We start from the raw sequence: 25,993 nt of genomic DNA, 5'->3' as shown, positions 1-25,993 counted from the left end.
CGATGTGAAGGATTGTAGGGACTGATCCGGGGCCGGCATTGCCGCCATGCGACAACTTCTTATAGCGCCAACCCGAGGAAATTCGCTGCTTTCGCAAATGCGACAGAAAGCATCGGGAAGGCGCAGTTTAAATGCAGCTAGCCGCCTTGGCGCGGTTTTATCGGCCACGCAGAAAAGGAATTTGGCCGCCACAACGGCCAAGATCAAACCGGACACTAGGGCGTGGCTAAACAGGGCGTTGAAAAATGTAGCCGAGGCAGGCAAGACAAGGCACTACGTTAGTAACAGCCTCTGGCTGGTCAAAACGGCGAGAAAGCGGAGTTTACTGCTGTAAACATGCATTCAGAGCCTGCTTTTAACGCCGTATTACCAACGCAGGTAGTTTTCCAACGACCTGTTAGACGGTGACCGGAATCACCGCCGGCACTGGCGGGCTGTCCAGGCTGAGAAATTCAATCAGGCGGGCTTTCTGCGCCATAGCATCCTGATACCCCAGCTCAATCAACTCGTTGCAATAACCCGGCTCGAACAGCAGATAACTCAGCACCCCGGCCCCGCTGGCCCTGGTCGCCCCAGGGCCGCGCAGGAATAGGCGCAGGGCTTTGGGCAGTTCGTGACGATGACGCGCGGCGATCAGGTCCAACGGCTGACTCGGTGAAATCACCAGCACATCCACCGGCTTGAGGCCCAGGCCCCGCGGGTGGCGCTCAGCAGGAATCAACCGGCCCATCTGGTTAAGCCGCTCAAGCAGCTCGATGTCGCTTTCCAGGCTGTCGATAAAGGTGCTGTTGAGCATGTGACCACTGATCTGCGCCAGGCTCGGCGGCCGACTCTGCTGCGGCCGCACCACAGGCACCTGAGCCTGCGGCCCGGCAGCCGGGTTGCCGCTGACACCGACCACCAACACCCGCGTCGCCCCCAGGTGCAAGGCCGGGCTGATCGGCGCGGACTGACGCACCGCACCGTCGCCGAAGTATTCGCGATTGATTTTCACCGGCGGAAAAATCAGCGGAATCGAGGCACTGGCCAGCAAGTGCTCAAGCGCCAGACGAGTCGGTACACCGACACGGCGATGACGGAACCAGGGGTCGATGGCAGCGCGCCCTTGATAGAAGGTCACCGCCTGGCCAGTTTCGTAACCGAAAGCCGTCACCGCCACGGCGCGCAGCTGACGGTGGCGTACAGCAGCGGCAATCCCGCTGAAATCCAGCTCACGGCCAAGCAGATCAGCCAGCGGCGAGCTGTCAAGCAGCGCCACTGGCACCTGGCCACCCACCCCCAGCAGGCTGTGACCGATAAAGCGGCTGGCCTGGCGCAGCACCCCCGACCAGTCACTGCGGTACACCTGATGGGTATGAAAGCCCTGCCAGACACCGGTCAGCCGGCGTACCGCCTCGGTGAAATGCAGCGCCCCACAGGCCAGGCCCACGGCATTGATCGCCCCGGCAGAAGTGCCAACGATCACCGGAAAGGGATTGTGCGCGGCGTTGGGCAGCAAGTCGGCAATCGCCGACAACACGCCAACCTGATAGGCCGCCCGCGCGCCACCGCCGGAGAGAATCAGCCCGGTAACCGGCTGACTGGTTGAAGCGGTGTGTGGCATAGACTACTTCCACTGTTTTTTAACCAGTATAGGAGCCCGTCAGGCGCACACGGAACCATCAGGTGCCAAGAAAACCAACTGTAACCCAACAACCCGCCAATTGGATGGCGGGCCAAGCCAGAAACTCGAACCTGCTTTCGGGTCTCGCGAGCTAGAACGAAACAAGGCGCTACGTCAGTAACAGCCTTCGGCTGGTCAAAATGGCCGAGGAAGCGGAGTTTACGGCCGTAAATAAGCATTACTCGTCCCACTCGCCCTTCGGGTCGCGCTCAAGCGCGTTAGCCGCAAGCGGCTGACCGAGGCCATTTTCAACGCCATATCGTCGACGCACTGCAGATCTGAAACAGGTTCTTAGCGCTTCATTTTATACAGCTTCGGCTCACCCTCAGGCCGCGTCTTGAAGCGCCGGTGTGCCCACAGGTATTGCTCGGGGCACACGCTGATCGCCTGCTCGATCCACTGATTGACGCGCAGGCAGTCGGCCTCTTCGCTGTCGGTTGGGAAATCCGCCAACGGCGGATGAATCACCAGGCGATAGCCTTGGCCATCGGGCAAACGCTGCTGGGTAAAAGGAATCACCTGAGCGCGCCCCATACGGGCGAACTTGCTGGTGGCAGTGACGGTGGCCGCCGGCACACCGAACAGCGGCACAAACACACTGCGCTGGGCACCGTAATCCTGATCCGGCGCGTACCAGACCACCCCGCCAGCACGCAGCAACTTGAGCATGCCGCGCACATCGTCACGACCAATCACCCCGAGCAGGCGCTGCTCGCGGCCGCGACGCTGCACGTAGTCAAACAGCGGATTCTTGTGCGGACGGTACATGCCGTACATGTTCTGAGCCATGCCAAGCAGGCCACCGCCCATTTCCAGGGTGGTGAAATGCAGCGCCATGAGGATCACACCCTGGCCGTCGGCCTCGGCCTGACGCAGATGCTCCAGGCCTTCGATGCTACCCAGGCGGCGCAACCGCTCAGCCGGCCACCACCAGGCCATGGCCATTTCAAAAAAGGTAATGCCGGTGGATGCGAAGTTTTCCTTTAACAGCGCCTCGCGCTCGACAGCGGGCATCTGCGGGAAACACAGTTGCAGATTGCGCGCGGCGATCTTGCGCCGCGAACTGGCCAGGCGATACATCACGCGGCCCAGACAGCGGCCCAGCCTCAGTAGCACCTTATAAGGCAGCAGGGCGATCAGCCACAGCAGGCCCAGGCCCAGCCACAACAGCCAGAAACGGGGATGCAGGAAATAAGCGCGAAATACTGGGCGATCCATAACACAGGTCCGAGGCACGCAATAAAGCGCGGCATTCTATCAGGAGTTTGTCCGCCGCCTGGTTTCGCGGCGCGCAACTTGCGAGCGCGCGGCGTTCTCGCTATAAGTCCGACTTACTTTCCCCCAGTTTCTAAAACAAGGGCCGTATCAGGCAGACCATGAGCCAAGCTGATCTCCTCGAGCAAGACCCCGTATTCCAGCTTAAAGGCAGCATGCTGGCCATCACCGTGATGGAGCTGGCGCACAACGACCTCGCCCGCCTCGACCAGCAGCTCAGCGAAAAAGTCGCCCAGGCCCCGGCCTTCTTCAGCAACACCCCGCTGGTGCTGGCCCTGGACAAGCTGCCGGAAGGCGAAGGCGTGCTCGACCTGGCCGAGCTGATGACGGTTTGCCGCAAGCATGGCCTGCGCACCCTGGCAATCCGCGCCAACCGCGAAGCCGATATCGCCGCCGCCGAAGCCCTGGATCTGCCCGTGCTGCCGCCATCCGGCGCCCGCGAGCGCCCCATCGACCTGACTCCGCCAAAACCGGAAAAGCCCGCCGAACCCGAGCTCAAGCCAAGCAAGATCATCACCAGCCCAGTACGCGGCGGCCAACAGGTGTATGCCCAGGGCGGCGACCTGATCGTCATGGCCCCCGTCAGCGCCGGCGCGGAACTTCTCGCTGACGGCAACATCCATGTGTACGCGCCCATGCGCGGCCGGGCACTGGCCGGCATCAAGGGCAATCTCAAGGCGCGAATTTTCTGCCAGCAAATGGGCGCGGAGCTGCTCTCCATCGCCGGCCAGTACAAGGTGGCCGAAGACTTGCGCCGCGACCCACTCTGGGGCGAAGCGGTGCATGTCAGCCTGTCGGGTGACGTGTTGAACATCACCCGCCTTTAACGGATACTGCCGCCACTTTTCAAACAGGGCAGCCGGACGCCTGAATAGGCCACGGAACCTGCGTTTTCTCTACATTTTGGGGTGAATCACCTTGGCCAAGATCCTCGTTGTTACGTCCGGCAAAGGTGGCGTCGGTAAAACCACCACCAGCGCTGCCATCGGTACCGGCCTTGCCCTGCGCGGGCACAAGACAGTCATCGTCGACTTCGACGTCGGCCTGCGTAACCTTGATCTGATCATGGGCTGCGAGCGCCGCGTGGTGTACGACTTCGTCAACGTGGTCAACGGCGAAGCGACCCTCACCCAAGCTTTGATCAAAGACAAGCGCCTGGAAAATCTCTACGTGCTGGCCGCCAGCCAGACCCGTGACAAGGACGCCCTGACTCAGGAAGGCGTTGAGAAAATCATCAACGAGCTGCGTGAAAACTTCGAATACGTGGTCTGCGACTCGCCGGCCGGTATCGAAAAAGGCGCGCACCTGGCCATGTACTTCGCCGATGAAGCGATTGTTGTGACCAACCCGGAAGTCTCCTCGGTGCGTGACTCCGACCGCATGCTCGGCCTGCTGGCGAGCAAATCGCGCCGCGCCGAGAAAGGCGAAGAGCCAATCAAGGAACACCTGCTGCTGACCCGCTACAACCCTGAGCGCGTGGTCAAAGGCGAAATGCTTGGCGTAGAAGACGTCGAAGAAATCCTCGCCATCCGCCTGCTCGGCGTGATTCCGGAGTCGCAAGCCGTACTCAAGGCGTCCAACCAGGGCGTGCCGGTGATCCTCGATGACCAGAGCGATGCAGGCCAGGCCTACAGCGACGCGGTTGACCGCCTGCTGGGCAAGGAAGTGGCACACCGATTCCTCGATGTGCAGAAGAAGGGATTCATGCAACGCCTGTTTGGAGGTCGTGAATGAACATTTTTGACTTCTTTCGTGAGCGCAAGAAAGAAACCACCGCGTCCATTGCGAAAGAGCGTCTGCAGATCATCGTCGCCCACGAGCGCGGCCAGCGCAGCCAGCCGGACTACCTGCCGGCCCTGCAGCAAGAGCTGGTCGAGGTGATCCGCAAGTACGTCAATATCGACTCGGATCAAGTACAGGTTGCACTGGAAAATCAGGGCAGCTGCTCCATTCTGGAACTCAACATCACGCTGCCGGATCGCTAATCGCGGTTGCCGCACTTCAGCCTGTACAAATGGCGGCCTAAATGGCCGCCATTTTATTGCACAAGCCAGCACGCTTTGTGGGAGGGGCTTTAGCCGCGACAGGTTGACTCAAGAGCCTTCACAGCTAAAGCGGAACGCCGCCCGAGCCTCCCACCACTAGCCTTACTCAAGAATTCCCATGCCGCTCAGCCAAATCAAAATTCTCCATCAGGACGCCGCCCTGCTGGTGATCAACAAACCCACCCTGCTGCTCTCGGTGCCCGGCCGCGCCGAAGACAACCGCGATTGCCTGGTCACGCGCCTGCAGGAAAATGGCTACCCGGAAGCGCGCATCGTCCATCGCCTGGACTGGGAAACCTCGGGAATCATCGTGCTGGCCCGCGATGCCGACAGTCACCGCGAACTGTCGCGGCAGTTTCATGACCGCGAAACCGAAAAAGCCTACACCGCCCTGTGTTGGGGCCAGCCGGAACTGGACAGCGGCAGCATCGACCTGCCGCTGCGCTACGACCCGCCGACCAAACCGCGCCACGTGGTTGACCACGAACTGGGCAAACACGCCCTGACCTACTGGAAGATGCTGGAACGCCACACTGAACATTGCCGCGTCGAACTCACGCCCATCACCGGCCGCTCACACCAACTGCGCGTGCACATGCTGTCCATCGGCCACCCACTGCTCGGCGACGGCCTGTATGCCCACGAACAAGCCCTCAACGCCTACCCGCGCCTGTGCCTGCACGCCAGCATGCTCAGCCTGAGCCACCCGCAAACGGGCGAGCGCATGCGCTTCGAGTGCCCGGCACCGTTCTAAGAGTCTGCTTACGATCTGCTGCGCGTCAGCCCTGCTGCGTTAAAAACAGGCTCGGAAGGCTCATCTACAAAAGTACACTCCGCTTCCTCGCCGCTTTGACCAGCCGGAGGCTGTTACTTCGTAGCGCCTTGCATGGCTCTGGCTCGCAAGATCGAAAAAGCATCTAAGCAGGCCTCATATTGAGAAGAACGTTTAACCCTGCTTACGCGGCCAGATCAGGCTAAAGCAGGCACCGCCCAGCGCTTCGCTGCGGCTGATTTGTGCGCGTCCGCCGTGCCAGTAGGTAATGCGGCGCACGATGGACAAGCCCAAGCCGTGTCCGCCCGAGGCGCGGGTGCGGCTGTCGTCCAGGCGCAGAAAGGGGGTAAAAATATGCTCCCAAGCCTCTTCCGGTACGCCGGGGCCGTCGTCTTCGACATCCAGCCGGCAACGCTGCTGGCCGACCTGATAGCTGACGCGCACCCGTGATTCGGCATGGCGCATGGCGTTACTCACCAGGTTTTGCAGGGCGCGGTGCAGGTAACGCAACTCGGCTTCCACCCACGCGCCGCTGCCGTCTAGCGCATCACGCGAGGGACCATGTTCGACCCGTACGCTCGCGCGCAGCGGGGCCAGTTCAGTAATCACCTGATCGATCAACTCATCCAGATCGACTTGCTGGAAGTTCAGCGCCGGCGCGCCCTGTTCCAGACGGGCGTAAGTCAGCATCTCGTCGACCAGCTTGTCGAGATCCTGAATATCACTGTCCATGCCGTCCATGTATTTGCGCCGCGCCGCTTCGGTTTGCGCATCGCCGATCATTTCCAGACCGAAACGCAAACGCGCCACTGGCGTGCGCAATTCATGAGACACCGCGCGGACCATTTCACGCTGAATACTCAGGGAGCGCTGCAGGTGCTCGGCCATGGCATTGAAAGCTGCCGCCAGACGCCCCACCGAATCACTGCCACGGGTTGGCACGCGGGCATCCAACCGACCACTGGCAATGCGTGTGGCCGCCCCCTCCAGGTCACTCAGGCGCTGCTCCAACGGCCTGACCAGCAGATACACCATCAGACCGATCAGGCTCAGGCTAAGCGCGCCGATCAGTACCAGCCACTGCACCGGATACGGATTCATCTGATACAACGGACCGATTTCCAGCACCCAGGGCGTATCGACGATACCGGAGAACACGTGGATGCTGTCGCCGCCGCGCCCCAGGGCCATCACCGTGTCACCCTCATCCACCCGGCGACGCTGATCCGGGTCAAGGTCGGCCTGATCAAGACGCCCCAGGCGCAGGTCGAAACCAAACTGCTTGTCCTGCTTCAACGCCGCCAACCGGCGTGGCTGTTCATCCCAGGGATAGCGCACCAGTTCATCGATCAACAGAAAGCTGGTGGCACGCGCCAGTTGCTCACTGACCTGCTGCACATCCGCCACCAGCACCAGCGGCTGCTGCGCCAACTGACTATAAATGCGCGCTTCATGCGGCCCGGTCTGCTGCACCGACACCAAACCACGCCGCAGGCTGTTGCGCACACCACTGTCGAGACGGGCTTCATCCAGCACCTCGATGCGCAATGGAATACCGAGCAAGCGCCCCCATACTGTGACGGCACGCCGCCGCTCAATCGCCGACATCGGCGCGAGGTTATCGGCCATCAGGCGGAACGTGCCCTGCGCCAGGCGCTCGCTGTACTGGTCCACGCGCACTTCGTTGAGCAGCTGCAAGGCGCCGACACCGAGCAGCGCCACCAGCACCAACACAGCCAACATGCCGCCATAGATGCGCAGAAAGATCGAATTCATCGGCCGACTACAACGCAGTTCATGCCATGGCCTCGGCCGCTTCGGCGACAAACAGGTAGCCCTTGCTGCGCACGGTCTTGATCAGCCGTGGGTGCATTGGGTCGTCACCGATCTTCGGGCGGATGCGCGAAATGCGCACGTCGATTGAGCGGTCCTGACCGTCGTACTCGATACCACGCAGGGCGTTGAAGATCTCTTCACGCGAAAGAATCCGCCCGGCATTGGACGTCAGTAGCCACAGCAAATCGAACTCGGCGCTGGTCAGCTCGATGCTCTGCTCGCCCAGCCAGGCTTCGCGCATGGCACTGTCGATCACCAGTTGGCCGAATTGCAGCCGGCGTCGCTCGCCTGATGCCTGTGTTTCACTGCCTTCATGGCGACGCAGCAGCGCCCGGATGCGCGCCAGCAGCACACGCGGACGCACCGGCTTGCACACGTAGTCATCGGCGCCCATCTCCAGACCCAGCACCTGGTCCATGTCATCCGTACGCGCGGTGAGCATCAGAATCGGTCCGTCGTACTGACCACGAACCTTGCGGCAGATCGACAGACCGTCTTCGCCGGGCAGCATCAGGTCGAGGATCACCAGGTCCGGCTGTTCCTGCAGAATCCGCGCGGCGGCCAACCCACCGTCCATTTCGATGGACACATTCAGGCCATTACCCTGCAGGTAGTCACGGGTCAGCTCGGCCAGACGCTGGTCGTCCTCGACAATAAGAATGTGCCACGACTGCTGCTCCACTACCGACTCCCCGACAAGACCAAAAACGCTCGGCATTGTATCAATGCCCCGGACAGTGCATAGCGCATGCCAAAAACTTGCAAAAACACTAGATGTAGTATCCGTCTGTGAGCCACGCCACGTGTGTACAACCCGTGGAAAAACCCCGCTCAACACCGACGAACGGTACACCCCAGCCAATACGCGGGCTTGCCGTCATTTGGCCAGTTTAACCCACAAACCACCCACAACTTATCCACAGGATGTTAGCCATCGATTGCCTTGCAATACCCCACACAGCGCATTATCTTGTATGCCAATCGCGCGACACCCACCACATGTTGGGTTTAGCCTGGCAACCGGACACAAGAAGAATGACTCGCACACGGCCTGGTCCCAGACCGTCACCGGTGGCCTGAAACGCTTTATGCAGTACACCTGCGCTACCTCGGCAGGTTTAGCTCCAGCGTCGCGCAGTGCGCGCCTGAGCACGAATAAACGGTCAACCGCATACGCGGTTGCACCACTAGATGTAGTAGTTGAGGCGTAAAAATGCCTTGACGCGTGACTCTTGAGCCAGGAAGGCGCTTTAGTCGTTCCTTACCTGCCCAATTTGCAAGTCCCCGTGTACCCAGCTCTTGGCTGTGCCCACGGTATTGTTGAAATGGAATGAATGCAGTAGCCGCAGTGATCGACGACCAAGCGTCTAACTAATAAATACAGAACATGGAGACCTTCATGCATACCGACACCTCTCGCGAGAACCCGCAGGCCAATGTGCCGCAGGCTACCGATGACAACCAGAGCCTGAGCGCCACCGCGCCCGGTCAACTGCGGGTGATCAAGCGTAACGGCACCGTGGTGCCGTACACCGATGACAAGATCACCGTTGCCATTACCAAAGCCTTTCTCGCGGTAGAGGGCGGCACCGCTGCTGCCTCGTCGCGCATCCATGACACCGTCGCGCGCCTGACCGAGCAGGTCACCGCCACCTTCAAGCGCCGCATGCCGTCCGGCGGCACCATCCACATCGAAGAAATTCAGGATCAGGTTGAACTGGCCCTGATGCGCGCCGGCGAGCAGAAAGTCGCCCGCGACTACGTGATCTACCGCGAAGCCCAGGCCACCAAGCGCAAGAACGCCAGCGCCGGTGAAGTTGCCCAGCCGCACCCGAGCATCCGCGTCACCCACGCCGACGGCAGCGTAGCGCCGCTGGACATGGGCCGCCTCGACACCATCATCCGTGAAGCCTGTGAAGGCCTGGCGGAAGTGGACGGCGAGCTGATCCAGAAAGAAACCCTGAAAAACCTTTACGACGGCGTGGCACAAAGCGATGTCAGCACCGCTCTGGTGATGACCGCGCGCACCCTGGTTGAGCGCGAGCCGAACTACAGCTACGTCACCGCACGCCTGCTGATGGACAACATCCGCGCCGAAGGCCTGGGCTTCCTCGGTGTCGCCACCAGCGCCACCCACCACGAGATGAGCGAGCTGTACGCCAAGGCTCTGCCGGCTTACATCGCCAAAGGTATTGAGTTCGAACTGCTCAACCCGGTGCTGGCCAGCTTCGACCTGGAAAAACTCGGCAAAGCCATCAACCACGAGCGCGACCAGCAGTTCACCTACCTGGGCCTGCAGACCCTCTACGACCGTTACTTCATCCACAAGGATGGCGTGCGCTTTGAACTGCCACAGGTGTTCTTCATGCGCGTGGCCATGGGCCTGGCGATTGAAGAGAAACAGAAAGAAGAGCGCGCCATCGAGTTCTACAACCTGTTGTCGTCCTTCGACTACATGGCCTCGACGCCGACCCTGTTCAACGCCGGCACCCTGCGCCCGCAGCTGTCGTCGTGCTACCTGACCACCGTGCCGGACGACCTGGGCGGCATCTACGACGCCATCCGCGACAACGCCCTGCTGTCCAAGTTTGCCGGCGGCCTGGGTAACGACTGGACCCCTGTGCGCGCCCTGGGTGCCTACATCAAAGGCACCAACGGCAAATCGCAAGGCGTGGTGCCGTTCCTCAAAGTGGTCAACGACACCGCAGTAGCAGTTAACCAGGGCGGCAAGCGCAAAGGCGCGGTGTGTGCCTACCTGGAAACCTGGCACATGGACATCGAAGAGTTCATCGAGCTGCGTAAGAACACCGGTGACGACCGCCGCCGCACGCACGACATGAACACCGCCAACTGGATCCCGGACCTGTTCATGAAGCGCGTCTTCGACGACGGCAAGTGGACCCTGTTCAGCCCGTCCGAAGTGCCAGACCTGCACGACCTGACCGGCAAAGCCTTCGAAGAGCGCTACGAGTACTACGAAGCCCTGATCGAGTACGGCAAGATCAAGCTGTACAAGACCATTCAGGCCAAAGACCTGTGGCGCAAAATGCTCTCCATGCTGTTTGAAACCGGCCACCCCTGGCTGACCTTCAAAGACCCATGCAACCTGCGCAGCCCGCAGCAGCACGTGGGCGTGGTGCACAGCTCCAACCTGTGCACCGAGATCACCCTGAACACCAACGCCGACGAAATCGCCGTGTGTAACCTGGGTTCCGTGAACCTGCCGAACCACATCGTCAACGGCAAGCTCGACACCGCCAAGCTGGAAAAGACCATCAAGGTCGCCGTGCGCATGCTCGATAACGTCATCGACATCAACTACTACTCGGTGCCGCAAGCGCGTAACTCCAACTTCAAGCACCGCCCGGTGGGCCTGGGCATCATGGGCTTCCAGGACGCGCTGTACCTGCAGCACATCCCGTACGGTTCGGACGCTGCCATCGAGTTCGCCGACAAGTCCATGGAAGCGGTCAGCTACTACGCCATCCAGGCCTCCTGTGACCTGGCCGACGAGCGCGGCGCGTACTCCACCTTCGACGGCTCGCTGTGGAGCAAAGGCATCCTGCCGCTGGATTCGCAGCAGATCCTCATTGAGCAGCGCGGCCAGAAGTACATCGACGTCGACCTGACCGAGTCGCTGGACTGGGCGCCGATCCGTGCCCGCGTGCAGAAAGGCATCCGTAACTCGAACATCATGGCCATCGCACCGACCGCCACCATCGCCAACATCACCGGCGTGTCGCAGTCGATCGAACCGACCTACCAGAACCTCTACGTGAAATCGAACCTGTCGGGCGAATTCACCGTGATCAACCCGTACCTGGTGCGCGACCTCAAAGCCCGCGGCCTGTGGGACTCGGTGATGATCAACGACCTGAAGTACTACGACGGTTCCGTGCAGCAGATCGAGCGCATCCCGCAAGAGCTGAAAGACCTCTACGCCACCGCGTTTGAAGTCGACACCAAGTGGATCGTGGACGCCGCCAGCCGTCGCCAGAAGTGGATCGACCAGGCGCAGTCGCTGAACCTCTACATCGCCGGCGCTTCGGGCAAGAAGCTCGACGTGACCTACCGCATGGCGTGGTACCGTGGCCTGAAAACCACCTACTACCTCCGTGCCCTGGCCGCGACCAGCACCGAGAAGTCCACCATCAACACCGGCAAGCTGAATGCCGTGTCCAGTGGTGGCGACGATGGCCTGAGCGCCGCACCGGCCAAGGCTCCGCAGGTGGAAATGAGTGCAGGCCCGGCGCCAGTTCCAAAGGCCTGTGCCATCGACGAACCAGACTGCGAGGCTTGCCAGTAAGTGTTCGGCAGCGCGCGGATCTGAGCGGCATTCGCGGCGTTACCTGCCGGAGCGGCCCCCATCACGTACAGGCGTACGCTCAGGGGCTCCACTCCAGCAGGTGCCTAGCGACTACTCGCTCAGCTACACGCTCGAACGTCGGGCAAAAGCAAAAGCGCTAAAGCAACACTCGGGAGAGGGCTAAGCAACACCGCCCTCCCCACTTATTACCTGCTGTGCTTCTCGTGAAGAAGGACGGCCAAGAGCCTGCTTACGAGCTCGCGAGCTGGAGATAAACGGCTGCTTTCAACGCTGTTTAGCCAACATGCAGCGGCTCGTAAGTCGGTTCTGAGGGGCAACGGCCAGCCACTAGAGCCACCCCGACCAGCGGCACCCGTTTTACCCTTGCGCGCAGTACGCAACGGAACATAATCAGAACTATCTGTATATCCATACAGGCCGGTTATCTCACCGGCCCGCAAGCAGGAGCCAAGCCATGCTGAGCTGGGATGAATTCGACAAGGAAGACGGTGCAGACGCCGTCGTAGCAAGCAAAGCCACTGCCCAACTGGCAGACATGAACATCGACAAACTCGACCAGGCCGGCGGTGCCGCCGCCGTCGAAGCCCGCGCCGTGGTGGCCAGCGACAGCGATGCCGTGGCCCGCGCCAAAGCGGCCCTCGACCAGCTCGACATCCAGGAAGGCCTGGACGAACTGGAAGGTTCGGCGGCCCGCGTACAAGTCGGCGACAAGCAGATGATCAACGCCCGTGCCGACCTCAACCAGCTCGTACCCTTCAAGTACGACTGGGCTTGGCAGAAGTACCTGGACGGCTGCGCCAACCACTGGATGCCGCAAGAAGTGAACATGAACGCGGACATCGCGTTGTGGAAAAGCACCGACGGCCTGACCGACGACGAGCGCCGCATCGTTATGCGCAACCTCGGCTTCTTCTCCACCGCCGACAGCCTGGTCGCCAACAACCTGGCCCTGGCCGTGTACCGCCTGATCACCAACCCCGAATGCCGCCAGTACATCCTGCGTCAGGCCTTCGAAGAGGCGATCCACACCCACGCCTACCAGTACTGCATCGAATCGCTGGGCATGGATGAAGGCGAGATCTTCAACATGTACCACGAGATCCCAAGCGTCGCGAAAAAAGCCAGCTGGGGCCTCAAGTACACCCGCGCTATCTCTGACCCGCAGTTCAATACCGGCACGGTTGAAACCGACAAAGAACTGCTGCGCAACCTGATCGCCTACTACTGCGTACTGGAAGGCATCTTCTTCTATTGCGGCTTCACCCAGATCCTCTCCATGGGTCGCCGCAACAAAATGACCGGCGTGGCCGAGCAGTTCCAGTACATCCTGCGTGACGAGTCCATGCACCTGAACTTCGGCATCGACGTGATCAACCAGATCAAGATCGAAAACCCGCACCTGTGGGATGCCCAGCTCAAAGACGAAGCCACCCAGATGATTCTCCAGGGCACCCAACTGGAAATCGAATACGCACGCGACACCATGCCGCGCGGCGTACTGGGCATGAACGCGGCGATGATGGAGGACTACCTCAAATTTATCGCCAACCGTCGGTTGACCCAGATTGGTTTGAAGGAAGAGTACCCGGGTACCACTAACCCGTTCCCATGGATGTCGGAAATCATGGACCTTAAGAAGGAGAAGAACTTCTTCGAGACGCGGGTTATTGAGTATCAGACTGGTGGGGCGTTGAGCTGGGATTGATTGCCAGCTACTCACTGAAGAGTTAAGAGCGCTTTACCTGAAATGGATGTTTGGGGTGGCGAGTTAAATTAAGAGCCCCGCCTAGTGCGGGGCTTTTTTATAGCTATCAAATTACGTCGCGGGAAATAGAGATGGAAATAAAAGAAAAACTAGTAGAAATATTCAAATCGCGACCTGCAGGCCCGTTCCTATTTGTAGGCTCTGGCTTTTCCAGACGATATCTAGAGCTTGAAGACTGGCGTGGTCTTTTAGAGCGCTTCTGCGTGACTGGAAAACCATTCGAATACTATCTTTCGCTAGCAAATGGCTCATATCCAAAAGTGGCGCAACTACTAGCAGAGGACTTCAACAAGCACTGGTGGTCAGCTCCTGAGTACGCCGCAAGCACTGAAAGAAACAAGGCAAAAATAAATAGCGAAACATCTGCACTTAGAATCGAAATAGCGAATTACCTCTCTACCCTTGACCAGTCAAAGGCAAAAAGCTCTGAGTTCTCGAAAGAAGTCTCACTGCTTTCAAAGCTTAATGTTGACGGAGTAATAACCACAAACTGGGATCTTTTTCTTGAGCAAATTTTCCCAGATTATAAAACCTATATCGGCCAGGAAGAGCTACTATTCTCGAACCCACAAGAGATTGGCGAAATTTACAAGATACACGGATGCTCCACACGACCCAACTCACTTGTTTTAACAAGTGACGACTACGAGCAATTCCATGACAAAAATGCTTATTTAGCGGCAAAATTAATAACTCTATTCGTAGAACACCCAATTGTATTTATCGGATATTCTATATCTGATGAAAATATATGCAGCCTCCTCCGAGCAATATCGCTGTGCATAGGAAAGGAAAACATTGAACAGCTTAGGCGAAACCTGATATTCGTCCAAAGACTTTCAAAGGATGAAAGCCCAAATATTTCCGATACCTACTTAACAATTGACGGAGTGCAAATCCCTCTAATCCTTGTCAAAACCAACGACTTCATACCAATCTATGAAGCAATTGATGCCACCAAAAGAAAAATCCCGGCCAGAGTTCTTAGATACTGCAAAGAACAGCTTTACGAGCTAGTAAAATCAGCGGAGCCTGAGAAAAAAATCTGCGTAGTAGATATTGATGAAATAGATAAAAAAGAAGATATCGAATTCCTAGTAGGGGTCGGTGTAGCCGCAAACGCGGCACAGGCTATTGCAGAAGTAGGGTATCAACCAATTGGTGCTCTCGACCTGTTCAACGATCTTCTACACAACAGCAGAGGATACAATCCAGAGCAAATTCTAATAAACTCAATCAAGGCTGCCGGAAAAAACTCAAAAAACATCCCCATATTTAAGTATCTGCGTGAGCATGGCATAAATTCACAAAAAGAATATGTAGAACTCGACATACCTCTTGATAAATGGGTTGTACGTGACACAAAGGAATTTAGATCAAAAACTTATGCAGGTGCCTATTTCCGAAAGCACCGCCACAGCACAATTGATGAAATAATTAACAACTGCACCCCAGAGAATGCAGCTGCATACATCCCATTCATGTCAAGGGAAAAAATAGACCTAGATCGACTTCTGGCATTTTTAATCGAACATGAAGAAAAACTTGAATATCAAAACTCACAGTACGCTAGTAGCTTCCGAAAGCTTGCAGCATTGTATGACCGCTACCGCTGGGGCTGGTAAAGCTCTGACATAACATCAGAGCTAATCGAGGGCAGACCTCGTTTTATTGAGGAAATACCCAAAAAATAAAAGGGACAAATAAAAGAAATAAAAGGGGACAGATTTATTTTCTAAATAAAAGGGGACAGATTTATTTTCTATGCTGCCCTCTTCTACTGATTTCGGCTTTACGCCGAGTCACTTTCTCTTTGCCCGCGCAAAGAGAAAGTAACCAAAGAGAAAGCGCGCCCGGCATCCGGGTTTCGCTGCGCTCAACTCCCCTCGCTCCGGTGCTGTTCCGAGGGTCGTCACGAAGGGCCATCCCTGGCCCATCGTTCCTCGTTTGGCATCCATGCCAAACGCCCCTCTCTGCACGAAAAGGGGACAGATTTATTTTTCACGTAAAAAAGCAGTCTTTAAAAACTAACGAAATGGATTGATTAGAGGAAATTTTGATGATGGACCTTCGCTGGCTAGCCATTGCAGTACTGCTTACTTTCGCCTCAGGCTGCTCTAACTATCAGTACAAAACATATATGGGTAACGTCGATGATCCGGCGATCAAAATCCTCGATTTGTCCGGCGGTAGCGCCGATGCGCCAGTGATCCATTTTGACACCATGCAATACCGCGACTTAGGGGTTCCCTTTCACCGCTTGCTGCTGGCAGTTCAAGTTGACGGCAAACGTTTACCCCATGCCGGCCGGCACTCTTTGCTGAATTTTTCAGGCTATCAGGCCGTTCGCCTAGCGCCTGGTAAGCACACGATTGAGTGGTGCTGGATATCCATGAATAAGCTGGGCACCGGTGGCGGCATGTGTGGCCTCGGCGCTACCGGCATTGAACTGGAGGCAGGTAAGCGCTATCTCGCGACATGGTCTGCGGCTACCAGCATCAAGGGGCCACCTCAGAGGGAACAGATGGAAATCAAGGTCTCATCCTTTGTACTCGACCGTGACAGCGGGCTGCAGGTATACCCCTAGCTGCAGGAAAAAGCGGAAAAAAAGAAAAAAAGGAAAAGACGGAAAAGGGGACAGATTTATTTTCTACGTCGCCCTCGTCTACTGGTTTCGGCTTTACGCCGAGTCACTTGACTCGCTGCGCTCGTCCTGCGGGCCAGCCTACGGCTGTTACTACGCTTCGCTCCGTATCTCTTTACTCGCGCAGAAAGTAACCAAAGAGAAAGCGCGCCCGACATCCGGGTTTCGCTCCGGTGCTGTTCCGAGGGTCGGCGTGACGGGCCATCCATGGCCCGACACGCCTCGTTTGGCATCCATGCCAAACGCCCCTCTCCACACCACCTCCACTCGGCCTCCTGACTGGATTCGGGGAGCGCGTTGTTTGGACGATGTGTGGACGGCAGAGCAAAAAGCAAAAGCGTCACGGCTAAAGCCCCTCCCACGAATTCGATAAAAATTCACTGGATGTAGCCAGTAGCCCGAACAACCGCCCCCAAGGTCGGGCAATGTGACGGCCCACTGATTGTCACTGCAATGCCGTTGAATATTTCTAACGGCCTAGTTAGATTCGATCTCGCTGCAAAAGTGTTGCAAAGGATTGCAAATACAAAACGACGCCGGAATGCGCTCGCGAGTACCTGCAAACCCTCCCGAATATCGCCACACCTGCCACCCATCCGTGGCTTTTGTTGTGAACTGAGTTCAGCGTCTGTTTAACACGAGCGGCCTGTTTCTGAACGCTCCTGGCTACTCGCCCCCCCAATGCACAAGGACAACTGCATTATGACGGCCCTCATCGCTCGGAAATATCGCGCCACCACTGCCAATCTGCTTCGCTGCACCATCGTGCTAGGCCTCGCCAGCGCCATCAGCGCCTGTAACTCCGCTGAGTCCGAAGTCCAGAAGGTCGTCATCGACAACCTGCTGGTGAGGGACGTCTACAAGTTTGGCGAATTCACCGAAGTCAATGGTCTCGGTGCCTGCCAGACCGTCAATAGCGTGACAGCAGACGGCCGGGATACCGGCGACATGCAGGCCTTCGTCATCAAGAAAGATGGCGCCTGGCACTTTGGGCGGTTCGTCAGCTCCACGCACGAAGAATGTGTCACGGCAGTCGAGGAATTAACCGACGAGATTCTCGCCAATCAAGGCTGAGCCAACGCCTGAACCCACAGCAAATCTCTGGAGAATAAAATGCGTACCCATTTTCTAAAGTTAAGCCTGATCGCAGCCATGGGCCTGCTGGCTGCGTGCGGCGCCTCGCCGCGCACACCGCAACAACAGATCACCAGCCAAATCCCGCAGAGCAGCCCCCTAGCCAAGATCCAACCGGGCATGTCCATGCGACAGGTACACGACTTGATTGGACAACCCACCGACAGCTACAACAGCATGACCGGCAAAATGTTCATCCCGTTCTATTTCGGCAATGACGCCGTGCGCATGGAGGAGCTGTACAAAGGTCAGGGCCGCATTACTTACACCGGCGTCGGCGCGATGGGGGCGAGTTATAACGTCTACCAGATCACCTATGATGCAAATGAAGATGGCTACAACAACCGCTGATCCAGCGCTCCCGTAAAGCCAAAGCGCCCGGGGTAATCGGGGACAGAGCACGATTCATAACGGCCCCGTATTACCCTTTTCGCCCTTACGGCGAAGCGAATCAACCCGACGAAGTCGGGCTGGATGCAAGGGGCAAGACCTCTTGGTTACTTTTGGCGGGGCCGGCTCTCCGGGCGTCTGCCAGAAGTGACCCGCCGTAAGGACGGAACCGTTACCCGAGAACAACACTGCGGCGGCGGTCAACTGCACACCTGTCGTATCTCGCGGCTAAAGCCCCTCCCACGAATTCGATAAAAACGCACTGGATGTAGCAACTCGCCCGGACAACCGCCTCAACGGTGGATGGATAAAGCGTCACCCAGCCGACGGATCTGGGGGGCTTGAAATGCTTACCCCTTCTTCACACAAGCAAACAACGCATTGCCCGACGCGCCATCCCACGGGATGAGCTTTTGGTAGTCATGCTCCAGCACATGCACCTCAAAATACGGCTGCAACAGTGCCTGTAACTGCACAAAGCTCACCGCCACCATCGGGTGTTCGTCGTGCCACACCTCGGTTTGCCCAGCCGTCGACTTTTCAATGCGCAAGCACAACGCCTGCTGCTCGCCCTCGCCCGCATAGCGCCAACCGGAGCTGAACGTGAACTGGCTGTCGTCATAAGCGGCGTTGTGCGCGGCAAACAGACGGTTGTCGATCCGCTCTTTATCGACGGCGTTAAAGCAGAACAGACCACCGGTATCGAGTGCAGCATGAGCGCTGGCGATGCAGGCTTTCAGCCGGTCGAGGCCGCCGCTGTAGTGAATGGAATAGAGAAAGCAGGTGATCAGGTCCAGCGGCTCGCTGACGGTAAAACCGCACATGTCCTGCAAGGCGAAGTGCGCTTGCGGGCAACGCAGCGCGGCCTTGTCCAGCATCGGCTGGTTAATGTCGAGGCCGCTGCTGGTGTAGCCGGCCGCGATAAAGTGCTGCACATGCGGCCCTGTTCCGCAGGCCAGATCGAGGTGGCGGCTGCCGGCGTTGCCAAACAACTGCTGCACGCGGTGAATGCAGTGGCTTTGCGCCGGATAGTCGATATCGGCGCACATCAGGTCGTAGTAATCAGACAGGTCGGTGTAGAGGGCATTAACGGACATGGAGACCTGGTGATCAGCGGGCGGCTTGCGCGGGCGCGCATCATAGCCCAAGCCTGGACCGTGCCGTTGAGCGTCTGCCCGCTGAGCACCGCAGCCCGCACGACGATGCCTGCACGCCCTGCCGAGGGCGGTACAATGCCGCCCTTACCGACCGCGCACTCGCGCACGCCCCGGAGCCAGACTGACGATGTTCACCCTTGTACACCTGGATAGCCCGCCCCCCGAATCGCTGAACAGCCAGGTGCTGCAGATGGTGGTGGACTACCTCAGCGACATCAGCCCGGTGTCACTGACGCCCAGCAACCCGCTGTATCAGCTGTACCAGTACGTGATGGGCTACGAGATGCACCTGTACCTGCGCGCCATGCACAGCGAGCAACCAAGCAGCGCGCGGTTGATCCTCGCCCTGAGTGATCAGGACCCGTCCCAGGTGCTGGGCTTTGCCCTGTATTTACCGGCTCAGGATGCTCCCGAGGCCTGCACCCTGGCCTATATGGCCGTGCAGGCCAGCCAGCGTCGCCACGGAATTGCCCGCGCCCTGCTGCAGCAGATGATCAGCCGCCACCCGCACGCTGAACTGGCCTGCGTGGCCGGCAAGGTCGCCACCTTCGAGGCCATGGGCTTTCAGGTGCTGGCCGCGCGCGGGCCGCAGGTGCTGATGAGCACCCGTAACTACAGCGCGAACGGTATGTTGGCGGTGCAGGACCTGGCGCCGATATTCCAGTCCACCGAAGTCCGGCAGATTCACACCTACCTGCTCAAGCAACACGGCAAGCGAGCCATGAGCGACGCCGAGAAGCAGCGCGACCGCCTGCTCGACCAGATGGCCCAACACGCGCAGGCGCTGGTGCGTGAGCGCCTGACCGTGCATTGAAGGCTCAGGTATCGGGGCGATCCGCCGGGGTTCGGCTTGCCAAGGCCAGGAACTTCACCTATCCACAGGGTGTCAGTGGGTACTCATCCACTCTGGCTGCTCACCCCATTCATGTCTCAACAGACGGCCCACAAGCCTCATGACCAAGGATTTTGTATGACCTCGCCGAAACGCTCCCTGCTCGTTCTCGCCTTCGCCCTGCCACTGGCCGCCTGCGCGGCTACGCCCGAGGCGCTCAAACCTTACCCTGCGGCCAGCGCAGGCTTTAATCGCCACGTGATTATGCTGCCGGCGCAAGCCAATGAGGACGAGTACAAGGTCGAACTGATTGCCGGCAAAACCCTGGACGTGGATTGCAACCAGCAGCGCCTGGGCGGCCAGTGGCAGGAGAACAGCGTCGAAGGCTGGGGCTACACCTATTACCAACTGAGCCAGGTCGGCCCGGCGATGAGCACCCTGATGGCCTGCCCCGACAACAGCCGCAAGCAGGCCTTTGTGCCCGTGGGCGGCGAACCGCATCTGGTGCGCTACAACAGCAAACTGCCTGTGGTGATTTATGCCCCGGCCGATGTGCAGGTGCGCTATCGCATCTGGTCGGCGGCAGCCAATAGCACGGCAGCGCCACAGCAATAAGCGGCTGACACCCCGCCATTACCGGTGCGGCGACTCGCACCGGTAGCTAACCGCTGATATGCATTTGCATTTACTCGACTCTGCGAATAGGGTGCGCGGCGGCATAGCAAAATGCCACCCCATAGACACCACTCAGGAACGAGTAACCCATGTCCAAGAAAATCATGATGTGTTTTGCAGTGCTCGCGATGGCGCTGCTTTCAGGCTGTGCATCGGTTCCCATGGAATCTGCCGAGCAGAACCAGGCGCTCAAAGCGTTTCCGGCACCGGCGCAGGATAAAGCGGGCTTGTATATCTTCCGCGATTCGATGCTGGGTTCGGGCTTGAAAAAAACCGTCAAGATCAACGATCAGGTGATTGGCGAAACAGCCATCAACACCTACTTCTACCGCGAAATCGCACCCGGCACCCATGTGCTGTCGACCGAATCGGAATTCGGCGATAACACCCTGACGCTCAATGCCGTGGCCGGCAAAACCTACTACATCCGTCAATACATCAAGATGGGGCTCTTCGTCGGAGGCGCCAACCTGGAACAGGTCTCTGAGGCAGAAGGCCGCAAGGGCGTCGCAGAAACCGACCTGGCTCGCTAAACAGCTGCCTTGCGCAGTGCTCGGCATCACCGCGAGCACTGCGCAGCGGCCTTTTGCAGCACCGTCTGCAAAGCTGCGCATGGCGTCACTCATGCGCGGCACTCACAAATCTTTTGCCTACTCGCGGCTGTTTCGCAACGACCGCGCGCCCTAGCATGCCGCCATCATTTACCGAGGCGCATGCCATGAAAAACATCCTGCTGCTCAACGGCGGTAAACAGTTCGCCCATTCTGCCGGCCGCTACAACACCACCCTGCACGACACTGCGCTGGCCTTTCTCGACCGCGCCGGTTTCGACCTCAAGCACACCCATATCGACAGCGGCTACGACGTCACCGAGGAAGTGCAGAAATTTCTCTGGGCCGACGTGATCATTTATCAAATGCCCGGCTGGTGGATGGGGGCACCCTGGACGGTGAAAAAGTACCTCGACGAGGTGTTTACCGCAGGCCACGGCAGCCTCTACGCCAGCGACGGTCGCACCCGCTCGGACGCCTCACAGAAATACGGCAGTGGCGGCCTGATCCAGGGCAAGCAGTACATGCTGTCGCTGACCTGGAACGCGCCGCAGCAAGCGTTCGACGACCCGACTGACTTCTTTGCAGGCAAAGGCGTGGATGCCGTCTACCTGCCCTTCCACAAGGCCAACCAGTTTCTCGGCATGCGCGCCCTGCCGACCTTCCTTTGCGTCGACGTGATGAAACGCCCCGCCATCGAGGCCGATATCGCCCGCTACGAACAACACCTGGCGCGGGTGCTGGGCTAAGGGGCCAGGCCGTGCGCACCACAGCCAGGAGCCGGGTTTACCCGCCGATCAAGTAAGGCGCTCGATCGCCCTTAGCGCCATTACGGCGCGCCAAACAGCGCTGTCCAGTAAATCCCCGCATCGCTCTTCGGGTCGTTGGCATAGGCGGCGCCCAGTTCACTGAATTGCGGGTTCATCAGGTTGGCGCAGTGGCCGGGGCTGGCCAGCCAGCCGTCGACCACTTTGCTCGCGCTATCCAGGCCAGCGGCGATGTTCTCGCCGATACGCTGGCCGCTATAGCCGGCTAACTCTGCACGGTCGCCGGGGGTGCGACCGTCAGGGTCTTGATGATCAAAGAAATTGCCGTTGGCCATACTCCGGCTGTGGCTGTACGCCGTGCTGCCGAGCACATCGTTCCAACTCAACGCCGGTACCGGCGCAAAGCTCTGACGGCCGCACTGGCGGGCTGTCGTACGCGCCTGGTTGATCTGCGCCAACAGCTTGCGCCCTTCAGCCTGCCAATCGCCCAGACGGCTGGCCAGCAATGGCCGCGCCAGCAGAATGCGCCAGTCGCGATCCTGGCGACTGACACCGATATCGACAAACTGCGGGTCAAGCACGATCTGGCAGAAGCTTTCCTTGAGCACCTGCAAGGCAGAAGCGGCATCACGCGGGCCGGACAGGCTGATGGCCTGCACGTTGACCATCGGGTAACCGCTGCTGGCCATAACGGCCTGTAAATCCGCGCGCCCCGTGGCCGGCAGCAATAACCGCGGGTCGGCACTCAGGGGCGGCAGCTCGGCAGAAGCCTGACTGCCGCAGCGCTGCACCTCGCTGCGGTAATGGTTGATCAAGCCAATCAGTTGCGTTTCTTCGGCGGCCTGCACGCCGCCATGCAACAGCCCCAGCACCAGGGCGACGAACGCCCGAGTCATGCATCTGCTACCCATAGAATTCCTCGATCTGGCCATGCCCATACGGCTGGGCTTGCTGATCTTGGCGCACCTGGCGTGGCGATACCAGTGCGGCACCACCTCAAGCGGCCAGCGCGGGCGACTCAGACGTAGATGCTGACGCCGCCCTTGGCCTGCAGCCAATCGCGGTAGGTGGTCAGCGAATGGGTCTGCTGTTCGCCGTTGTAGCCCACAAAGTTGTCGAGCTTGTCCAGGCCGGCATCAACCAGCTTGTTGACCTGCGCCAGCAGCTTGGCGGCGTCATCACGGTCCAGCTTGGCAACATCGGGCAGGGCGATCTTCGATTTTGCACTGTCCTGCTCGGCCGCCGGACGCAAACGATCGCTGGCCAGCGCGCTGCTGGCAGGATTGCCGCCGCCCTGTATGGCGCGCAACAAACCACCGCGACTATTGGCCACCAGGTTATCGGCAAAACGGCGAATCTCTGCCAGTGGATCAGCCGGTGGCGCGCTGGGTTTATCACTGGCAGTCGCCGCCCCACCCGCGGTGCTGGCTGTGCTCGGTTTGCTGCTGTTGGCAAAGTAACTCGCCAGTGGCGAGTTGTTGGAAATACTGGTCATGACAAAGCCCCGCAACGGTCAGTTGAACAGGCTTTTGCAGAAAATGGGCCAGTTCTCTGAAACCCAGCAATGGCAAGGGGTGAGTGCCTTGCTGCGGACGTTGAGGCGGAAGTGCCTTGCCGCCTCGGGCAGTGACTTGCCGCTACCGGCCGCTGAAACGACTGCGCCCCCGCAGAAACCTGCGGGGGCGCGAGCAAAGGTGGATGGGCCGTCTGTCAAACGCCGGCCCGTAACTGATCAGACCGCGCGCAGCTGTTCCTCGGCGAGGAAGTCCTCACGCAGCAGTGCGTCCTGGCCCACATCAACCGCTTGGTTGGCCGGCAATGGCGTAGCGCGTTTGCTGCGCAATTTGCCGAACTGATGGTCGAGGGCGTGGTGCAGTTTTTCGATGGAGCCTTCGATGGCCTGCTCCAGGGATTCGGCCTTGTGGGTCACGCTGAGCGGTTGCAGGCCTTTTGGCCGCGCTTCGATCTGGCAGCGTTTGTCATGTGCACCGGCTTTGGCGCCATTGTCATCATGCAGGTGAACGACGATACGGGTCAGCTCGTCGTCGAAACGTTCCAGCTTGCTGGCGACACTGGCACTCACCCACTCCACCAGCCGTGCGCTGCTTTCAATGTGGTTATCGCTGTGAACTTGGATTTGCATAACGCTTTCCTTCTTCAACTGTTCGCGAGTAGCGTCGCCAGGTAAGGCGACGACTTCAGCCTACGCCACTAAGCCCCCCATTAGGCAAGCTGAAAAACGTATCGCGGCCGTACATCACCGCGCAGATGAACATAAAAATCAGTGCCAAGCCCCGTGTTTACTGGCGTGTAACCTGATGAATGCAAATCAGACAAAAGTTGTCCGCCGCGTCAAAATGCCTCAACTTTTGAGGCGATAACCCGTTTTGAAGATCAGCCCCACCACCAGGATGCACAGCAGCAGAAAGCCGAAAATCATCGCCAGGCTCAGGCCGACGTTCACGTCAGAAACGCCGTAGAAGCTCCAGCGAAAGGCGCTGATCAGGTACACCACCGGGTTGAACAAGGTCACGGTCTGCCAGGCCGGCGGCAACATGCTGATCGAGTAAAACGCGCCACCGAGGAAGGTCAGCGGCGTGACGATCAGCGCCGGCACCACCTGCAATTTCTCCCAGCCATCGGCCCACACGCCGATGATGAAACCGAACAGGCTGAAGGTCAGCGCGGTGAGCACCAGAAACGCCAGCATCCACAGCGGGTGAAGAATCTCGAAATCGACAAACAGCCGCGCGGTCACCAGGATCACCAAACCGAGAATGATCGACTTGGTGGCCGCCGCACCGACATAGCCAATCAGGATTTCCAGGTAGGACACCGGCGCCGAGAGCAGCTCGTAGATGCTCCCCGAATACTTGGGCATGTAGATGCCGAACGAAGCGTTGGAAATGCTCTCGGTGAGCAGCGCCAGCATGATCAGCCCCGGCACGATAAACGCCCCATAACTGACGCCCTGCACCTGGGTCATGCTCGAACCGATGGCCGAACCGAACACCACGAAATACAGCGAGGTGCTGATCACCGGGGTGGCGATGCTCTGCAGCAGGGTGCGCCAGGTGCGCGCCAGCTCGAACAGGTAGATGGCCTTGATGGCATACAGATTCATGCACGTGCCCCTTTTACCAATTCGACAAAAATCTCCTCCAGTGAACTCTGGCTGGACTGCAGATCCTTGAAGTCGATGCCGTGCTGGGCCAGGTCCTTGAGCAGTTCGGCGATGCCGGTGTGCTCACTCTGAGTGTCGAAGGTGAACACCAGCACGCGGCCCTCGTCGTTCAGTTCCAGCGGGTAGCGCGCCAACTCCGCAGGGATGCTCGCCAGAGGCTGTTGCAATTGCAGAGTCAGCTGCTTCTTGCCGAGCTTGTGCATCAGCGCCTGCTTGTCTTCCACCAGAATGATCCGGCCCTTGCTGATCACCCCAATGCGATCGGCCATTTCCTCGGCCTCCTCGATGTAGTGGGTGGTGAGGATGATGGTCACGCCACGCTCACGCAGACGGCGCACCATGTTCCACATATCGCGGCGCAGCTCGACGTCGACGCCGGCGGTGGGCTCATCGAGAAACAGAATCTGTGGCTCATGGCTCAGCGCCTTGGCGATCATCACCCGGCGCTTCATGCCGCCGGACAGCTCGAAAATCTTTGCGTCGCGCTTTTCCCACAGAGACAGGTCCTTGAGCAGTTGCTCCAGATAAGCCGGATCGGGCTTCTTGCCGAACAGACCACGGCTGAACTTCACCGTCGCCCAGACGGTTTCGAACACATCGCTGACCAGCTCCTGTGGCACCAGGCCGATCTGCGAGCGCGATGCGCGGTAGTCCTTGATGATGTCCTGGCCGCCCACCAGCACCCGCCCACCGCCCGGATTGACGATGCCGCAGATGATGCTGATCAGCGTGGTCTTACCCGCGCCGTTGGGACCGAGCAAGGCAAAGATTTCGCCGGGGCGAATATCCAGATTGATGTCCTGCAGGGCCGGATGGCCGCTGGCGTAGGTTTTGTTCAGCTGTTGAATCGAGATCACCGCGTGCACAGAACCTCCTGCTCTGGGGAAAAGCGCAATTGTAGGGAAGTTGGCCGGGCTTGCGGAAATGCTGATGCAGTAACCTGAGCAGATTGACCAGCCCAACGTTGAGCTACAAC

At 58.9% G+C, this 25,993-nt stretch carries 24 protein-coding genes; 14 read left to right on the top strand and 10 right to left on the bottom strand.

Going from position 1 to position 25,993, the window contains the following annotated elements; all coding sequences use genetic code 11:
- Window positions 1–397: 397 nt before the first annotated feature.
- Together OU997_RS14585 and OU997_RS14580 are read right to left on the bottom strand one after the other, a co-directional pair.
- Window positions 398–1,603: a patatin-like phospholipase family protein gene (locus OU997_RS14585; RefSeq protein WP_108488120.1), complete on the bottom strand. Its 1,206-nt coding sequence runs from the start codon at window positions 1,601–1,603 to the stop codon at window positions 398–400.
- A gap of 351 nt (window positions 1,604–1,954) precedes the next feature.
- The gene (locus OU997_RS14580; RefSeq protein WP_108488121.1) at window positions 1,955–2,881 is read right to left on the bottom strand and encodes a lipid A biosynthesis lauroyl acyltransferase; all 927 of its coding nucleotides are present in this window, start codon (window positions 2,879–2,881) and stop codon (window positions 1,955–1,957) included.
- A 158-nt stretch (window positions 2,882–3,039) separates the two neighbouring features.
- Between OU997_RS14580 and minC the strand changes: the two genes are divergently transcribed.
- The 4 genes from minC (at window position 3,040) to OU997_RS14560 (ending at window position 5,737) form a co-directional block, all read left to right on the top strand.
- Window positions 3,040–3,765: a septum site-determining protein MinC gene (gene minC, locus OU997_RS14575; RefSeq protein ID WP_108488122.1), complete on the top strand. Its 726-nt coding sequence runs from the start codon at window positions 3,040–3,042 to the stop codon at window positions 3,763–3,765.
- 91 nt (window positions 3,766–3,856) lie between these two features.
- Window positions 3,857–4,672, top strand: coding sequence for a septum site-determining protein MinD (gene minD / locus OU997_RS14570; protein WP_090251774.1), 816 nt, complete (start codon window positions 3,857–3,859; stop codon window positions 4,670–4,672).
- Window positions 4,669–4,923 (top strand): cell division topological specificity factor MinE, encoded by a 255-nt coding sequence (minE, locus tag OU997_RS14565; RefSeq protein ID WP_025165363.1) that lies wholly within the window; start codon window positions 4,669–4,671, stop codon window positions 4,921–4,923. Before minD ends, minE begins: the two co-directional genes overlap by 4 nt.
- Window positions 4,924–5,101: 178 nt before the next feature.
- Window positions 5,102–5,737, top strand: coding sequence for an RluA family pseudouridine synthase (locus tag OU997_RS14560; protein WP_267807242.1), 636 nt, complete (start codon window positions 5,102–5,104; stop codon window positions 5,735–5,737).
- Window positions 5,738–5,929: 192 nt separating this feature from the next.
- Here OU997_RS14560 and OU997_RS14555 read toward each other — a convergent pair whose 3' ends face one another.
- Both OU997_RS14555 and OU997_RS14550 read right to left on the bottom strand, forming a co-directional pair.
- Window positions 5,930–7,531: an ATP-binding protein gene (locus OU997_RS14555; RefSeq protein ID WP_267807240.1), complete on the bottom strand. Its 1,602-nt coding sequence runs from the start codon at window positions 7,529–7,531 to the stop codon at window positions 5,930–5,932.
- 19 nt (window positions 7,532–7,550) lie between these two features.
- Window positions 7,551–8,273 carry a winged helix-turn-helix domain-containing protein gene (locus OU997_RS14550; protein ID WP_267807239.1) on the bottom strand — a complete coding sequence of 241 codons (723 nt, stop codon included), beginning with the start codon at window positions 8,271–8,273 and terminating at the stop codon, window positions 7,551–7,553.
- A gap of 717 nt (window positions 8,274–8,990) precedes the next feature.
- On the opposite strand from OU997_RS14550, the gene OU997_RS14545 reads away from it, so the two are divergent.
- The 6 genes from OU997_RS14545 (at window position 8,991) to OU997_RS14520 (ending at window position 17,812) form a co-directional block, all read left to right on the top strand.
- Window positions 8,991–11,897: a ribonucleoside-diphosphate reductase subunit alpha gene (locus tag OU997_RS14545; protein WP_267807237.1), complete on the top strand. Its 2,907-nt coding sequence runs from the start codon at window positions 8,991–8,993 to the stop codon at window positions 11,895–11,897.
- 475 nt (window positions 11,898–12,372) lie between these two features.
- A complete protein-coding gene (locus OU997_RS14540; protein ID WP_108488127.1) occupies window positions 12,373–13,623 on the top strand; it encodes a ribonucleotide-diphosphate reductase subunit beta in 1,251 nt (416 codons plus the stop codon).
- A gap of 131 nt (window positions 13,624–13,754) precedes the next feature.
- The gene (locus OU997_RS14535; protein WP_267807235.1) at window positions 13,755–15,308 is read left to right on the top strand and encodes an SIR2 family protein; all 1,554 of its coding nucleotides are present in this window, start codon (window positions 13,755–13,757) and stop codon (window positions 15,306–15,308) included.
- Window positions 15,309–15,742: 434 nt separating this feature from the next.
- Complete coding sequence (locus tag OU997_RS14530; RefSeq protein ID WP_267807233.1) at window positions 15,743–16,270, top strand: hypothetical protein; 528 nt, start codon at window positions 15,743–15,745, stop codon at window positions 16,268–16,270.
- 759 nt (window positions 16,271–17,029) lie between these two features.
- Window positions 17,030–17,401, top strand: a complete 372-nt coding sequence (locus tag OU997_RS14525; protein WP_267807232.1) for a hypothetical protein — start codon at window positions 17,030–17,032, stop codon at window positions 17,399–17,401.
- Between the two features lie 39 nt (window positions 17,402–17,440).
- Window positions 17,441–17,812, top strand: coding sequence for a hypothetical protein (locus OU997_RS14520; RefSeq protein WP_108489915.1), 372 nt, complete (start codon window positions 17,441–17,443; stop codon window positions 17,810–17,812).
- Window positions 17,813–18,201: 389 nt separating this feature from the next.
- On the opposite strand, the gene OU997_RS14515 is transcribed toward OU997_RS14520, so the two are convergent.
- Window positions 18,202–18,948, bottom strand: a complete 747-nt coding sequence (locus tag OU997_RS14515; RefSeq protein WP_108489735.1) for a class I SAM-dependent DNA methyltransferase — start codon at window positions 18,946–18,948, stop codon at window positions 18,202–18,204.
- Window positions 18,949–19,135: 187 nt separating this feature from the next.
- On the opposite strand from OU997_RS14515, the gene OU997_RS14510 reads away from it, so the two are divergent.
- The 4 genes from OU997_RS14510 (at window position 19,136) to OU997_RS14495 (ending at window position 21,815) form a co-directional block, all read left to right on the top strand.
- On the top strand, window positions 19,136–19,822 hold the full coding sequence (locus tag OU997_RS14510; protein WP_108489689.1) for a GNAT family N-acetyltransferase: 687 nt from the start codon (window positions 19,136–19,138) through the stop codon (window positions 19,820–19,822).
- A 156-nt stretch (window positions 19,823–19,978) separates the two neighbouring features.
- Window positions 19,979–20,455 carry a serine protease inhibitor ecotin gene (gene eco, locus OU997_RS14505; RefSeq protein ID WP_267807229.1) on the top strand — a complete coding sequence of 159 codons (477 nt, stop codon included), beginning with the start codon at window positions 19,979–19,981 and terminating at the stop codon, window positions 20,453–20,455.
- A 149-nt stretch (window positions 20,456–20,604) separates the two neighbouring features.
- Complete coding sequence (locus tag OU997_RS14500; protein ID WP_108489691.1) at window positions 20,605–21,048, top strand: DUF2846 domain-containing protein; 444 nt, start codon at window positions 20,605–20,607, stop codon at window positions 21,046–21,048.
- Window positions 21,049–21,233: 185 nt separating this feature from the next.
- On the top strand, window positions 21,234–21,815 hold the full coding sequence (locus OU997_RS14495; RefSeq protein ID WP_267807228.1) for an NAD(P)H-dependent oxidoreductase: 582 nt from the start codon (window positions 21,234–21,236) through the stop codon (window positions 21,813–21,815).
- An 80-nt stretch (window positions 21,816–21,895) separates the two neighbouring features.
- Here OU997_RS14495 and OU997_RS14490 read toward each other — a convergent pair whose 3' ends face one another.
- The 5 genes from OU997_RS14490 to OU997_RS14470 all read right to left on the bottom strand — a co-directional run bounded on the left by OU997_RS14490 (window position 21,896) and on the right by OU997_RS14470 (window position 25,883).
- Window positions 21,896–22,744 carry a CAP domain-containing protein gene (locus OU997_RS14490; protein WP_420713198.1) on the bottom strand — a complete coding sequence of 283 codons (849 nt, stop codon included), beginning with the start codon at window positions 22,742–22,744 and terminating at the stop codon, window positions 21,896–21,898.
- A gap of 107 nt (window positions 22,745–22,851) precedes the next feature.
- Window positions 22,852–23,328 carry a hypothetical protein gene (locus tag OU997_RS14485; RefSeq protein WP_108489694.1) on the bottom strand — a complete coding sequence of 159 codons (477 nt, stop codon included), beginning with the start codon at window positions 23,326–23,328 and terminating at the stop codon, window positions 22,852–22,854.
- A 237-nt stretch (window positions 23,329–23,565) separates the two neighbouring features.
- Window positions 23,566–23,976, bottom strand: coding sequence for an HPF/RaiA family ribosome-associated protein (locus OU997_RS14480; RefSeq protein WP_267807227.1), 411 nt, complete (start codon window positions 23,974–23,976; stop codon window positions 23,566–23,568).
- Between the two features lie 219 nt (window positions 23,977–24,195).
- Window positions 24,196–24,957 carry an ABC transporter permease gene (locus tag OU997_RS14475; protein WP_108489696.1) on the bottom strand — a complete coding sequence of 254 codons (762 nt, stop codon included), beginning with the start codon at window positions 24,955–24,957 and terminating at the stop codon, window positions 24,196–24,198.
- On the bottom strand, window positions 24,954–25,883 hold the full coding sequence (locus tag OU997_RS14470; protein ID WP_267807226.1) for an ABC transporter ATP-binding protein: 930 nt from the start codon (window positions 25,881–25,883) through the stop codon (window positions 24,954–24,956). Before OU997_RS14470 ends, OU997_RS14475 begins: the two co-directional genes overlap by 4 nt.
- Window positions 25,884–25,993 lie beyond the last annotated feature (110 nt).

Origin of the sequence: Pseudomonas sp. SL4(2022) (assembly GCF_026625725.1) — a bacterium.
Taxonomy (GTDB): Bacteria; Pseudomonadota; Gammaproteobacteria; order Pseudomonadales; family Pseudomonadaceae; genus Aquipseudomonas.
This window is presented reverse-complemented; position numbering and strand designations above follow the sequence as displayed.

What these genes read in the sequence shown, in the direction of transcription:
- OU997_RS14525 (WP_267807232.1), top strand. Translation starts at nt 17,030, where the DNA reads ATGACGGCCCTCATCGCTCGGAAATATCGCGCCACCACTGCCAATCTG.
- minE (WP_025165363.1), top strand. Translation starts at nt 4,669, where the DNA reads ATGAACATTTTTGACTTCTTTCGTGAGCGCAAGAAAGAAACCACCGCG.
- OU997_RS14510 (WP_108489689.1), top strand. Translation starts at nt 19,136, where the DNA reads ATGTTCACCCTTGTACACCTGGATAGCCCGCCCCCCGAATCGCTGAAC.
- OU997_RS14520 (WP_108489915.1), top strand. Translation starts at nt 17,441, where the DNA reads ATGCGTACCCATTTTCTAAAGTTAAGCCTGATCGCAGCCATGGGCCTG.
- OU997_RS14545 (WP_267807237.1), top strand. Translation starts at nt 8,991, where the DNA reads ATGCATACCGACACCTCTCGCGAGAACCCGCAGGCCAATGTGCCGCAG.
- OU997_RS14515 (WP_108489735.1), bottom strand. Translation starts at nt 18,948, where the DNA reads ATGTCCGTTAATGCCCTCTACACCGACCTGTCTGATTACTACGACCTG.
- OU997_RS14560 (WP_267807242.1), top strand. Translation starts at nt 5,102, where the DNA reads ATGCCGCTCAGCCAAATCAAAATTCTCCATCAGGACGCCGCCCTGCTG.
- OU997_RS14475 (WP_108489696.1), bottom strand. Translation starts at nt 24,957, where the DNA reads ATGAATCTGTATGCCATCAAGGCCATCTACCTGTTCGAGCTGGCGCGC.
- OU997_RS14580 (WP_108488121.1), bottom strand. Translation starts at nt 2,881, where the DNA reads ATGGATCGCCCAGTATTTCGCGCTTATTTCCTGCATCCCCGTTTCTGG.
- OU997_RS14585 (WP_108488120.1), bottom strand. Translation starts at nt 1,603, where the DNA reads ATGCCACACACCGCTTCAACCAGTCAGCCGGTTACCGGGCTGATTCTC.
- OU997_RS14480 (WP_267807227.1), bottom strand. Translation starts at nt 23,976, where the DNA reads ATGCAAATCCAAGTTCACAGCGATAACCACATTGAAAGCAGCGCACGG.
- OU997_RS14555 (WP_267807240.1), bottom strand. Translation starts at nt 7,531, where the DNA reads ATGAATTCGATCTTTCTGCGCATCTATGGCGGCATGTTGGCTGTGTTG.
- OU997_RS14535 (WP_267807235.1), top strand. Translation starts at nt 13,755, where the DNA reads ATGGAAATAAAAGAAAAACTAGTAGAAATATTCAAATCGCGACCTGCA.
- OU997_RS14530 (WP_267807233.1), top strand. Translation starts at nt 15,743, where the DNA reads ATGATGGACCTTCGCTGGCTAGCCATTGCAGTACTGCTTACTTTCGCC.
- minC (WP_108488122.1), top strand. Translation starts at nt 3,040, where the DNA reads ATGAGCCAAGCTGATCTCCTCGAGCAAGACCCCGTATTCCAGCTTAAA.
- OU997_RS14495 (WP_267807228.1), top strand. Translation starts at nt 21,234, where the DNA reads ATGAAAAACATCCTGCTGCTCAACGGCGGTAAACAGTTCGCCCATTCT.
- OU997_RS14500 (WP_108489691.1), top strand. Translation starts at nt 20,605, where the DNA reads ATGTCCAAGAAAATCATGATGTGTTTTGCAGTGCTCGCGATGGCGCTG.
- OU997_RS14540 (WP_108488127.1), top strand. Translation starts at nt 12,373, where the DNA reads ATGCTGAGCTGGGATGAATTCGACAAGGAAGACGGTGCAGACGCCGTC.
- OU997_RS14490 (WP_420713198.1), bottom strand. Translation starts at nt 22,744, where the DNA reads ATGGGTAGCAGATGCATGACTCGGGCGTTCGTCGCCCTGGTGCTGGGG.
- OU997_RS14485 (WP_108489694.1), bottom strand. Translation starts at nt 23,328, where the DNA reads ATGACCAGTATTTCCAACAACTCGCCACTGGCGAGTTACTTTGCCAAC.
- eco (WP_267807229.1), top strand. Translation starts at nt 19,979, where the DNA reads ATGACCTCGCCGAAACGCTCCCTGCTCGTTCTCGCCTTCGCCCTGCCA.